We start from the raw sequence: 12065 nt of genomic DNA on the forward strand, positions 1-12065 counted from the left end.
TTTTTTCCAACCCTCGGACTTTTATACAGATATTGCCTTCGTTTTTTCGAGAAAACAATAAATCCCGCCGGATATGCATCGTGGCGGGATTAAGATCTTTCCTATTCTGTTATTTCCTCGTGGATAAGCGTTGGTGGTTCTACTTTTTGTGGGGAAATGCGGATATTTTCATAAAGCTTTTCCTTTACGTCCGCGACATCTTCAAAGTTGCTGTAAAGGGTTACGAGCGACTCGCCTTTTTTGACCGCATCGCCAATTTTTTTTCGAAGCACGAGCCCGACGGACAGATCAATTTCCGATTCCTTGGTTGCCCTTCCTGCACCGAGCAGCATCGCAGCGGTTCCGACTGCATCTGCGACAATTTCAGAAACGTAGCCATCTTCACTTGCTTCTAATTCAAACGTGTATTTTGCCTGCGGCAATTTTGCAGGGTTGTCTACTACCGAAGCATCCCCGCCCTGTGCGCTCAAAAAAACTTTCATCTTCTCTATCGCAGCACCTTCACGGATAATGTTCTCCAGCAGCTCCCTTGCTTCTCTGAGCGAATTTGCTTTCCCGGCAAGGACTACCATATGGCTTCCAAGCGTTAAACAAAGCTCGGTTAAATCTTCAGGTCCCTCTCCGCGCAGCGTATCGATCGCTTCCTTTACTTCGAGGGCATTCCCGATCGCAAAACCGAGCGGCTGGCTCATATCAGAAATAACAGCCATTGTATTTCTGCCGACCTTGTTTCCGATTCCAACCATTGCTTTTGCCAGCTCTCTCGACTCTTCGAGCGTTTTCATAAACGCACCCGCGCCTGTTTTAACATCAAGGACGATCGCGTCTGCGCCCGCGGCTATTTTTTTGCTCATGATTGAGCTTGCAATGAGCGGAATGCTGTTGACCGTTGCGGTCACATCCCTTAATGCATACAGTTTTTTATCGGCTGGTGTTAAATTGCCGCTCTGGCCGATTATCGCAACTTTATTTTTGTTGACCAGCTCGATGAACCCGGCTTTATCAATTTCGACATGGAAACCGGCAACTGCTTCGAGTTTGTCAATTGTACCGCCTGTGTGGCCGAGCCCCCGTCCTGACATTTTTGCAACCGGCACTCCCGCCGCAGCAACAAGGGGACCGAGCACAAGCGTTGTTGTATCGCCTACGCCTCCGGTCGAATGCTTATCGACCTTGATTCCTTCTATCTCTGAAAGGTCGATTTGATCCCCGGACTGGGCCATTGCCATCGTTAAATCGGCGCGTTCTTTTTCAGACATCCCCCTAAAAAAGATTGCCATTGTCAGCGCACTCATTTGGTAATCGGGAATAGCCCCTTCTGTGTAGCCCTTAATGATAAATTGAATTTCTTCCTGCGTGAGCTCGAGTCCGTCGCGTTTTTTTTCAATTAGGTCAACCATTCTCATTTTTCATCACCGCTTTTTAGGATTTTCCGCCAATGCGTTTGACAATCTCTTTTACGTACAAAAGAAAATCGGCTTTCACTTTTTCCGTCGTTTCAATCACTTCGCTGTGCGTCAGCGGCTGATCTAAAATCCCGGCTGCCATGTTGGAGATGCAGGAAATACCGAGGACTTTCATGCCGGCATGGCGGGCGACGATCACTTCAGGAACTGTTGACATTCCGACCGCATCACCGCCAAGCGTTCTGATCATTCGAACTTCGGCCGGGGTTTCGTATGCAGGACCGGTATTTCCAGTGTATATTCCTTCTTTTACATTGATGCCGAGCCTTTCAGCAGTTTCTTTCGCAAGTGCGCGCAGTTCCCGGGAATAGGCTTCGCTCATATCCAGGAATCGCACACCGAGGCGCGAATCGTTCGGGCCGATAAGAGGATTGACACCCATATTGTTAATATGGTCAGTGATGAGCATTAAATCACCCGGTGAAAAGCTTGTGTTTACACCGCCGGCTGCGTTTGTAACAATCAATATTTCAACGCCGAGTTCCTTCATAACGCGAACCGGGAATGTCACTTGTTCCAGGCTGTAGCCTTCGTAATAATGAAATCGGCCTTGCATGGCGACAACTTCGACCCCGTGGATGGTGCCGAACACGAGTTGTCCGGCATGCCCCTCAACTGTAGATACAGGGAAGCCGGGAATTTTTTCGTAAGCAATTTTTGTCGGGTTTTCAATTTCATCACCGAGAACTCCAAGTCCCGACCCGAGTATGAGGCCAACCCGCGGCGCTTTTGGATAAGCATTTTTCAAAAAAGCGGCCGAATTTTCGATTTTGTCGTAGTTCATCTTCATTTCCTCCGATTATTTGATCTCGCTTAAGAAGCTTTTACCGTGCTTCGGCAATGCCACATGAAAATTATCGGCAATCGTTGCCCCGACATCAGCAAACGTCTCGCGGACCGGCAGTTCCTTGCCTGCAGAAAACCGTTTTGAGTACACCAACAACGGCACATATTCACGCGTATGATCGGTGCCCGGATGGACGGGATCGTTTCCGTGATCAGCTGTGATGATCAGCAGGTCGTCCTCTTTCATTTTCGAAAACACTTCGGGGAGGCGGGCATCATAGTCCTCAAGGGCCTGGCCGTAGCCGAGGGGATCGCGGCGATGTCCGTATAAAGCATCAAAATCAACAAGATTTACAAAGCTTAAGCCGGTAAAATCAATATCAAATGTTTGCAGTAGCTTATCCATCCCGTCCATATTCGAAACGGTCCTAAGCGACTTCGTTACCCCTTCCCCATCGTAAATATCGGAAATCTTGCCGATTGCGATCACGTCAAATCCGCCGTCTTTTAAATCGTTCATCACCGTTCTGTCGAATGGCTTTAAGGCGTAATCATGGCGGTTGGCTGTTCGTTTAAAATTGCCGGGCTCTCCAAGGAACGGGCGGGCAATCACACGTCCGACCATGTACCGCTCATCAAGCGTCAGCTCGCGGGCTATCTCGCAGATTCGGTACTGTTCCTCGATCGGGATAATCTCCTCATGCGCTGCGATTTGCAATACGGAGTCTGCAGAAGTATAGACGATCAGCGCTCCCGTTTCCATATGCTCCTCACCAAGCTCGGCAATAATTTCCGTACCGCTTGCCGGCTTGTTTCCGATCACTTTCCGGCCGGTACGCGCTTCCAGCTCGGAAATCAATTCCGGCGGAAAACCCTCCGGGAAAACTTTAAACGGCGTCGCAATATTGAGGCCCATAATTTCCCAGTGTCCTGTCATCGTGTCTTTACCGTTCGATGCCTCCTTCATTTTTGTATAAAAAGCCAATGGTTTTTCCGCTCTGGCAATTCCGTTTATTTCCTTTATATTGCTAAGGCCGAGCCTTCCCATGTGAGGCATGTTAAGTCCGTTCATTTTTTCGGCGATATGCCCGAGCGTATCGGCGCCTTTATCGCCAAATTTTTCGGCATCCGGCGCTTCGCCAATTCCAACTGAATCCATCACGATCAGAAAAATTCTTTTGTATGTAAACTCACTCACTTCTATATTCCTCCTTCAACACTTGTAGACGGTTACATTATTCATTACCCTAACAGCCCCGCTGACCGTATAAGAGATTTGCAGGTTTTTTGCACAGGTCATCTCTGTGCAAAAAAAGCAGTTTCTAAAATATGTTACCCTTTTTGCGAGGGCTTAACCCATTTCTATTGGTTCTATTGGTCGGAAGTCTGACATCTTTATTGTACTAAAAGCACACTGAAAAAGACAGCCAAAAAAACCGCCTTTTTGAGCGGTTTTTTGACATTTCTATGAATCTATCAAGCCCGGGGATGGAATTGGCTGTATACGTCTTTCAGGCGTGTTTTTGTCACATGCGTATATATTTGTGTTGTCGAAATATCCGCGTGGCCAAGCATTTCCTGAACGGCCCGCAAGTCAGCCCCGTTTTCTAATAGATGCGTAGCAAATGAGTGCCTGAGAGTATGCGGCGTCAGTTCTTTTTCAATGCCAGCCTCCTTCGTCAGGCGTTTCAGGATTTTCCAAAAGCCCTGGCGAGTCAGGCGCCGGCCATGGTGGTTTAAAAATAAAGAATCATCTCTATGTTTTTTTGATAGAAACCGGGATCTGCCGTTATTTAAATATTCTTCAAGCGCGGCGGCGGCTGTTCTCCCGAGCGGAATAATCCGTTCCTTGTTTCCCTTGCCGATGCAGCGGACAAATCCCATCGTCAAATGGGCATCGCCCAAATTTAAACCAATCAGCTCGCTGACGCGAATGCCGGTCGCATAAAGCAATTCAAGCATCGCTTTATCACGCAGCCCGTAATGGGTGTCAGTTTTCGGTGCTTCCAAAAGTGTTTCCACTTCTGCAAGGCTGAGAACTTTCGGAAGAGACCTTTCCAATTGCGGTGACTCAATATGTACGGTTGGATCCTGGTCAACTGCCTTTTCACGCAGCAGGAACTGGTGAAAAGCCCGGACTGACGCGATATGCCGGGCCAGCGTTTTTGAAGACTTGCCCTGTTCTTTTAAATGGCCGAGAAAGTGGACGATCTGCAATCGCTGAACGAGATTAAGGTCATTTACTGCTTCAATTTTCCCTAAATATTTCAGGTAGCTTTTCAAATCGCGCTCATAGGAAATAATCGTGTTTTTAGCCAACCCTTTTTCTACAATTAAAAAATGGATAAAATCCTTCAGTCTGTCTTCCATAGGTCACTACTCCCCATTTAAATAAAACAGTTTTAACCGGTCCAGCCACGAGAACCCTTCTTTGCTTTCCGCAGCGGAAACTTTAATTGCAGCTCCTTCCGGTTCATCATACCGATGGTAGTTTTCATATTCTTCATTTAACCATATGATACCATAGTAAAAGAAAATTGTGCATCCCGTGAACAGGATGAATACCTTCAATGTTTGTAACCCGAGCTTAATCCAGGCCCTCATCATTCTTGTCCTCCAAAATACATTTTTACTAAAAGATATGCCATTTTGGACAAGATTTATACCTGAATGACGGAGAAGTTGGCTAAATGACCAATTAAAAAAACCTTTCCCATTTGAGAAAAGGTTCAAAAATCAGTATCTTCTTGTTCGCTCTCTTTTTCTTCTTTATCCTGGCAGCGATAGCAAATGCCATGAAATGTGAGGCGGTGATCTTTAATTTTAAAATTCCAGTCTCTCTCGACGATGGCTTCTACATCTTCAAGGAGATCATCTTGAATTTCATCAACTGCCCCGCATTCGATGCAGACAAGGTGATGATGGAAGTGGGCAGCGCCCTCCTGGCGTAAATCGTAGCGGGATACCCCGTCGCCAAAATTGATTTTATCGACTATTTTCAATTCAGTCAGCAGTTCCAAAGTTCGATATACAGTAGCCAGCCCGATTTCTGGCGATTTTTCTTTAACGAGGAGGTATACATCTTCCGCGCTTAAATGATCCTCTTCATGCTCCAGTAAAACGCGAACAGTCGCTTCCCGTTGAGGTGTTAGTTTATAGCTTGAGGAATGAAGCTGTTTCTTTATCCTCTCGATTCTGTTTTCCATACCGTAGTTCCTCCCTCGCACTGTCAAATCTCATTATAACAGATGAAGGAAAAGATTCAAACTAAAATCATTATTAATAAGATCGAATAATTTTTATCATTTAATAATGATTATAGATTGTACAGTTTGGATGACTGACTTCATGAATACCGGGGATAAAAAGGCCTCGATTGCTGCTGCTGCTCCGACAAATACAATCACCAATATCAATGTCAATAAATAGCGGCCAAGCATCGGCATGATCGGCTGGCTGATCTTTTTCAAGAATTGCCTGCGGATCATTTTTAATGAGAACGCTACGGCTGAAGTGGCCGTCACGATGAATAGCGGTATAATAACTAAATTTTGCGGCAAGATTGAAACAAATGAGAGAAGAAAGCCATCCCATCCCATCTGGTTAACAAGAAAACCGACTGTAAAGCCGACGACCATCCCTTTGATAAACAAAAGAATCAGTATAATTGGAAGCCCGATGATCGAGATGCCGAGAACCCACATCAGCCCGATAAATTTACTGTTATGGAGAAAGCTCTGCATGAACATCTCTTTCTCTTCAGCCACCTTGCCATCAGCAATCTGGCCAAAAAATTGGAATAGATAATAATATAAATCTTCTTTTTGTGTGAAGCTGAGGCTGTTGACGACGACAGCCCCAAAAATAACCCCCATTAAAAACAAGACAATCACAAATAAATAGATTGAGGAGTGCTCACGAAAATGACTGGCTACATTGTTCTGGTACGTTCGGTGCTTCATTGCCCTTCCTCCTAGACTCAGTTAGTAAATTGTATGCTTGTCTCTTTTATCTATGACTTTGTTTTTGGAAAAAGAGTTGAAAATGAGAGTTTACGAGATTTTCGAAATGTATAAAAACGTATATTTTTTCATATCTTTTAATAATAAGAACAAGCATTGTCCGCATGACAACAACGGATAGCCTTAGAATTTTAATAAAAAAAGCTTTTTTCTGAAACATTCAGGATATGGAGGCAGGGAACATGCTTAGCTGTGAGGAAAAATTGTTGTTTGCGCGGGAGTGGTACAGGCTGACCCTTGATTACAAAAGATGTGAGGACGAAAAATTAAAAGAGCAAATCAATAAGGAAATCAACATATTAAATAAACTTTTAGAGAATCCCGAACGTTTTGTAAGCGAACATTAGCTCGAAGACATTCGGGATTTTTTTTTGCTAATTTTTGATAAAAAACTCTTGAATCATTGATGGTAATTTCTTATAATTACAGGAATTAACAATGACAGGGGTAGAGCGCTTGAAGCCAATCTTAATCGACTTTCCTGACCGAATTGAAACAGAGCGCCTGTATCTCAGGCCTTGTCTTCCGGGAGACGGCCGGGCGGTCCATGAATCTATTCAGTCATCAAGAGAGCAGCTCAAAAAATGGCTGCCGTTCGCCGTCAATCCGCAAACAGAAGACGAAACGGAGGAAGAAGTCCGCAGATCCTATGCCAGGTTTATTTTGCGCGAGGATATCCGCCTTCACATTTACAGGCGCGAAGATGACCGTTTTATTGGATCAACCGGTTTGCACCGGATCAACTGGGAAGCCGGAAGATTAGAAATCGGTTATTGGTGCGACAGCCGCCACGCAAAGAATGGATATATGACGGAAGCAGCCAGTGCGTTAGTCGCATTTGCGTTTGACCATTTGCAGGCGAACCGGATTGAAATCTGTTGTGATTCACTTAATATCGACAGTCGAAAAATTCCCGAGCGCCTCGGATTTACTCTCGAAGCCATCTTGGAAAAAGACGAATTGAGTACCGACGGAAAGCAATTAAGAGATACGTGCATTTATGCAAAACTCCGCAAATAAGAACCGGCTTGCTTTATAGTAAGGGGTTCCATTTAGGGAGAGAAAACATTAATAGTAATTCATTTAGCAGACCATTTCGCATAGCGATTTGGTCTGTATTTTTTATTGTTAAATCAAGGTTTATCGACTATTTATTATGGAAATAAGTGATGCCCAATATGCTTTAACGATTCCTCGAACGTTTTACAATTATTGTGAAACAATCAGAGGTCTAGATGGTCAAAAACAAACTTCTGCTCAACGATTAGGTATTACAAAGAAGGAATTTAAAATTGAAGATATTTTATATTTAAGATAATCACTCCAACAAATACAACGTGACTAAAGAGGAGATTTTCCTCCTCTTTAGTGTTTTAATATGTGTTTCCAATGTTCAGGCAATTCAAAGTCCTTTATGTGTTCAAATTTTCTGAGTTTCACATTTCCACTACCACCTATATAAAAAGTTAATCTGTCTAGTCCAACGTCAATATGAGGTCCTACAACAGGACGAACTTTTATTATGACTGTAAATTCAAAACTTCGATACTCCCCTATTCGTTCCGCTTTCTCAATATAGACATCGTATGGGTAAACCATAGGTAGTGATGTTAAAACATTTTTATAGTATTCATTTATGGCTTTATCTATTTCGGGGCTAAGTAATGATATGAAAATATCTTGATACAATTCTTCTCTTGATTTCACTGGAGGAGTATAGTGAGTTTCTGCTTCACATCTGAAACCCAGCCCCGCCGTAAAAGCGATTACTAATACCAATACCGAAAGGAATCTTTTCATCGAAGTACCTCCAAATTGCTTTTTTTTTAGATTCCCCCTAATAACAATTTTGATAATTACCAATCATTCGCAAAAAAACAGCATCTGCTAATTCCGATGCTGTTTGGTAATGTAATTTACAAGCTAATTTGATGCTATTTGGTTGTTTTTTAAAGGAGAAAAACAATTTTCCCTCCCAAAACGGAACCCTTTAGCTTTATAGGAGAGGTTTTTATTCTAACCTTTACGTGCCTTTTTTATTTTTAAAATTAAAAAAGATTGATATATCGCAAATAGGATCGGCAACGTAACAAAGGCGTAAAAAACATATTCACGTGGGACTGTAAAATACACCATTACCATAGCAAGAACAAACACCAAATATCCCCAAAGAAACCCTTTTTTAAAAGTCATCTTCAAGCCTCCTTTGTAAAATGATACCATATAACTTTAAATAATGTAACAGGTCTTTAGTGGTGATATCTTTAGGGCATGCACTCAACGTAGTATAAATACTAACATGCTATTTAAGAATTATAAGAGGATAGACGCAGGGGCTTCTGGTAGCTTTCCAGCCACAAGTTGAAATTTATATATAAATACTAATTAAGATGATAATTACTATATTTCGTACTTATAGATAGTGCCATACTACTTATACGACATAAAAATACAATCTCCAGCCCACTAATGTCATGGCTGGAGATTTTTTGGTCAGCTTATAGATCAGCTTCAGATACTTCTATCGACTGGCCTTTGATTTTTAACATGCTTACCGTTCCCTTTTTCAGAAGCCGTAGGCATGTTTATTACAACTGTAACACCTTCCTTTTCCTTCAAACCTGCTTCCTCAACCCTCTCAGATTTTAAGTTTTGCTTCTCAATATCATCTTTAAATTTCATTCTTAAATTCAAATCTGACTGTTTTTTTCAAAAGTTCATTCTATTGATTTTCATACGTTAAGGAGTGCAGTTCACTGCTTAAGCCGGTTTTTTTACTCCGATACTTTTCCATATTTCCCCCCGCCCCCTGCCTGGAAGCGCAGTTCGCCGTTCCGCGCCTGCAAAATCAGCGCAGCCGTTTTCTCTGGGACCACTTCTTTTAACGCTTCAAACGGGACCTCATGAAGAACGGCCATTTCGGTTCCAAAGTGATCCAGGAGCCTCCTCAATATTTTGGATCCAAGTCCGGGGATAAATTCCAATGGAACTTGATGAATATATGGCGGGCGCTTGTCAGGTCCTGAGGCTGCCGTCGCAAGCTCACCGATCCGGTCTGCAACACCTTTAATAAACTTAGTATGCCCGCAAGTGCGGCATTGCTGATCGTCTTCCTGAAAATGAGCAAAACAGTTTGCGCAAACGGTCTGGTGGTACTTGCCAAGCAGCGGATCCAAGCCATAATTGGCGGCAATTCTCCGCTTTTCTTTTCCTTTTAACGCTTTCTCGAGTTCCCGAAACGATGGTTCCTTCATTTCGATAATTTGATACTCCCGGGCAATTTTTCCGAGTGAATGAGCGTCTGAATTAGTGACAAATGCATAGTTATGCAGCTCGCCAAGCTGGTCGGCCATATGGGAATCTGCGCTTAATCCCAGTTCGACCCCATCGATTAAATCCGGGTCAAATACTTCTGTGAGTGACGTAGCTACTCCTTTTCCGTACAAGCTTTTAAACGGGGTAAAAACATGGGCGGGAATAAACAAACCGCCAAGGCTTTTCACTTGTTTCTGGAGGCTTCTGCCGTCGGCATAGATTCTTTGCGAGCTTAAGTTGATGTTTTTCAAATAGCCCCACAGCCACCCGGAAAACTCCTTGATCGCTTCAAGAGTGGGAAAGAAGCAAAGAACATGGATCGGCCCTTTGCAGTTATGATCATAAATCTCCAATTCGGAACCGGGAATGACCGAAAGGCCCCCGTAGAGGAGACCGCCATCGCGGTGCTCTTCCAGCTGTCCAAGAGCGAGAAGCTCCCCGATTTCCGCGATTACTTCCGGGGAATGGCAATCAATAATGCCGATCATATCAAGCCCTTTTTGATCCCGGGCATGCTCGATGATGTTGCTGAATGTCAATGTTTTGGCTCCAGTAATTTTGACGGCTTTGCCTGATTTTGTTCTGCCGATATGGATGTGCAAATCAGCGTAATATTTGTTCATCTAGATTTCAAAGCCTCTTGAAGCTGCAAATACTGAACAGCATACACCGTTTTTGCATCAAATATTTTCTTGTCGTTTATATATTCGACCGCTTCAGCAAGTGTCAGTTCAACAAGATTGACAAACTCGTCCTCGTCAAGGCCGGCTGGATTTTCTTTGAGCGACAGCCCTCTTGCAATATATAAATGGATAAGCTCATCCGCAAAGCCGGGAGAAGTATAAAATGAAATGAGCCAATCAAGCTCTTTGCATTCATATCCTGTTTCTTCTTCCAATTCCCTGCGGGCCGAGGCTGCCGGATCTTCTCCTCTTTCGAGCTTTCCGGCCGGGATTTCGACGATCGTTCTTTCGAGCGCTTTCCGGTATTGTTCAACCATCACAAGCTTATTTTCATCGGTAAGCGCGATCACCGCGACGGCTCCGGGATGTTTGATAAGTTCGCGTTTCGATGTTTTTCCGTTCGGCAGCTCGACATCGTCGACCTGCAGACTGATTACTTTCCCGGAAAATATGTGTTCAGTTTTCAGCGTTTTTTCTTCAAGACGGGCCAATATAACCACTCCTGTTCTAATCCATTAGCTTTTGCTCATACATTTTAACATACTTTAATTGGAGGAGTAGGGATGAAGGTATATGTACACGAAAAAGGAATTGTCCTTGTCGGAAAAGCGTGGGAAATAAGAAGAAAGCTGCAGGAATACAGGAGGCAATTTGCGTTTCTCGAAGAATGGGTTACAAGCCTTCCGAAAAAAGAAAAATTGTAGACAGTTTGTTTGTGCTTCGTCTGTTTATTTCCTACAATAATATCAAACAAGGACTAATACTTTAAAAATGACAGATTGATGAGGTGAAGCACATTGAAAAAAAGGCAAATCGGCAAATCGGATTTATTCGTGAGCGAAATCGGGCTGGGCTGCATGTCGCTTGGCACCGATGAAACGCGGGCAAGAGATATTATTGAAGCAGCCCTTGAACAAGGCATCAACTATTTTGATACCGCCGATTTATATGATTTTGGTGAGAATGAACAAATTGTCGGCAACTCTTTAAAAAATGTTCGCGAACAAGTGATTATTGCTACAAAAGCAGGCAATCGCTGGAACAAAGCGAAAGACGGGTGGAGCTGGGATCCTTCAAAAGCTTATATAAAAGAAGCGGTTAAGCTCAGTTTGAAACGACTCGGCACGGATTACATTGACTTATACCAGCTGCACGGCGGTACGATGGAGGACCCGATTGATGAAACGATAGAGGCCTTTGAGGAATTAATGCAAGAAGGATATATTCGTTATTACGGGATCTCCTCGATTCGTCCCGCTGTGATTCGCACATATGCAGAGAAATCAAGGATCGTTTCAGTCATGATGCAGCTCAGCATGCTTGATCGCAGGCCGGAAGAAGAAGCACTGCCATTATTGGCGGAACAGCAAATCAGCGTTGTGACACGGGGATCTCTCGCAAAAGGGCTTTTAAGTGACCGGATGCTTGAAAAAGCGTCCGCTTCTGTTAAAAAAGACGGTTATCTGGATTACAGCTATCACGAACTTACACAGGTCTTGCCTGCGCTTAAGGAGAAGCTCGCCAAAAACCGGTCTCTTGCTGAAATAGCTTTTCATTATAATCTCAGCTTTCCAGCGGTTGCTTCGATCGTCGCCGGCGCAAGCTCGGTACAGCAAGTCAGGGAAAATGTCAAAGCGATCAACAGCAGTCCGCTAACAGAGGAAGAAATATCTTTAATCCGGAGCCTTACAAAAGCCACTCAATATTAAGAAAGTCCAGCCTTGAAGGCTGGACATTTTTTCCAGTCGGTGGTATTACCCATTACTGGGAATTTACAAAGTCTTTGCGGCAGT

16 protein-coding genes are annotated in these 12065 nt (G+C 43.6%); 4 read left to right on the forward strand and 12 right to left on the reverse strand.

Annotated elements, in window-relative coordinates:
• Positions 1 to 101 precede the first annotated feature (101 nt).
• The 7 genes from CU633_RS15520 to spoIIM form a co-directional block, all read right to left on the reverse strand.
• Entirely contained in the window at positions 102 to 1406 is a 1305-nt protein-coding gene (locus CU633_RS15520) for a pyrimidine-nucleoside phosphorylase (RefSeq protein ID WP_101661502.1), read from the reverse strand.
• A 16-nt stretch (positions 1407 to 1422) separates the two neighbouring features.
• The gene (locus CU633_RS15525; RefSeq protein ID WP_101661503.1) at positions 1423 to 2250 is read right to left on the reverse strand and encodes a purine-nucleoside phosphorylase; all 828 of its coding nucleotides are present in this window, start codon (positions 2248 to 2250) and stop codon (positions 1423 to 1425) included.
• A 15-nt stretch (positions 2251 to 2265) separates the two neighbouring features.
• Complete coding sequence (deoB, locus tag CU633_RS15530; protein ID WP_101661504.1) at positions 2266 to 3450, reverse strand: phosphopentomutase; 1185 nt, start codon at positions 3448 to 3450, stop codon at positions 2266 to 2268.
• 278 nt (positions 3451 to 3728) lie between these two features.
• Positions 3729 to 4622 (reverse strand): site-specific tyrosine recombinase XerD, encoded by an 894-nt coding sequence (gene xerD / locus CU633_RS15535; protein WP_101661505.1) that lies wholly within the window; start codon positions 4620 to 4622, stop codon positions 3729 to 3731.
• 6 nt (positions 4623 to 4628) lie between these two features.
• Positions 4629 to 4856, reverse strand: coding sequence for a YqzK family protein (locus CU633_RS15540; protein ID WP_101661624.1), 228 nt, complete (start codon positions 4854 to 4856; stop codon positions 4629 to 4631).
• A gap of 125 nt (positions 4857 to 4981) precedes the next feature.
• The gene (gene fur, locus CU633_RS15545; RefSeq protein WP_101661506.1) at positions 4982 to 5458 is read right to left on the reverse strand and encodes a ferric iron uptake transcriptional regulator; all 477 of its coding nucleotides are present in this window, start codon (positions 5456 to 5458) and stop codon (positions 4982 to 4984) included.
• A gap of 96 nt (positions 5459 to 5554) precedes the next feature.
• Positions 5555 to 6214 (reverse strand): stage II sporulation protein M, encoded by a 660-nt coding sequence (gene spoIIM, locus CU633_RS15550; protein WP_101661507.1) that lies wholly within the window; start codon positions 6212 to 6214, stop codon positions 5555 to 5557.
• Between the two features lie 242 nt (positions 6215 to 6456).
• Between spoIIM and CU633_RS22915 the strand changes: the two genes are divergently transcribed.
• A complete protein-coding gene (locus tag CU633_RS22915) occupies positions 6457 to 6621 on the forward strand; it encodes a hypothetical protein (RefSeq protein ID WP_180954991.1) in 165 nt (54 codons plus the stop codon).
• Between the two features lie 109 nt (positions 6622 to 6730).
• Positions 6731 to 7294: a GNAT family N-acetyltransferase gene (locus CU633_RS15555; protein ID WP_101661508.1), complete on the forward strand. Its 564-nt coding sequence runs from the start codon at positions 6731 to 6733 to the stop codon at positions 7292 to 7294.
• A gap of 345 nt (positions 7295 to 7639) precedes the next feature.
• On the opposite strand, the gene CU633_RS15560 is transcribed toward CU633_RS15555, so the two are convergent.
• The 5 genes from CU633_RS15560 to CU633_RS15575 all read right to left on the reverse strand — a co-directional run bounded on the left by CU633_RS15560 (position 7640) and on the right by CU633_RS15575 (position 10763).
• Positions 7640 to 8074: a DUF3888 domain-containing protein gene (locus CU633_RS15560; protein ID WP_101661509.1), complete on the reverse strand. Its 435-nt coding sequence runs from the start codon at positions 8072 to 8074 to the stop codon at positions 7640 to 7642.
• Positions 8075 to 8290: 216 nt separating this feature from the next.
• On the reverse strand, positions 8291 to 8467 hold the full coding sequence (locus CU633_RS22920) for a hypothetical protein (RefSeq protein ID WP_180954992.1): 177 nt from the start codon (positions 8465 to 8467) through the stop codon (positions 8291 to 8293).
• 318 nt (positions 8468 to 8785) lie between these two features.
• Entirely contained in the window at positions 8786 to 8956 is a 171-nt protein-coding gene (locus tag CU633_RS22925) for a hypothetical protein (protein WP_180954993.1), read from the reverse strand.
• Positions 8957 to 9048: 92 nt separating this feature from the next.
• A complete protein-coding gene (locus CU633_RS15570) occupies positions 9049 to 10212 on the reverse strand; it encodes an endonuclease Q family protein (protein WP_101661511.1) in 1164 nt (387 codons plus the stop codon).
• Positions 10209 to 10763, reverse strand: a complete 555-nt coding sequence (locus CU633_RS15575; RefSeq protein ID WP_101661512.1) for an NUDIX domain-containing protein — start codon at positions 10761 to 10763, stop codon at positions 10209 to 10211. The genes CU633_RS15570 and CU633_RS15575 overlap by 4 nt, the downstream gene beginning before the upstream one ends.
• 72 nt (positions 10764 to 10835) lie before the next feature.
• Between CU633_RS15575 and mciZ the strand changes: the two genes are divergently transcribed.
• Complete coding sequence (gene mciZ, locus CU633_RS15580) at positions 10836 to 10976, forward strand: Z-ring formation inhibitor MciZ (protein WP_101661513.1); 141 nt, start codon at positions 10836 to 10838, stop codon at positions 10974 to 10976.
• 93 nt (positions 10977 to 11069) lie between these two features.
• Positions 11070 to 11981 (forward strand): aldo/keto reductase, encoded by a 912-nt coding sequence (locus CU633_RS15585; RefSeq protein WP_101661514.1) that lies wholly within the window; start codon positions 11070 to 11072, stop codon positions 11979 to 11981.
• Positions 11982 to 12065 lie beyond the last annotated feature (84 nt).

It is taken from the genome of Bacillus sp. V3-13, assembly GCF_002860165.1.
Classification (GTDB): domain Bacteria; phylum Bacillota; class Bacilli; order Bacillales; family Cytobacillaceae; genus Bacillus_BJ.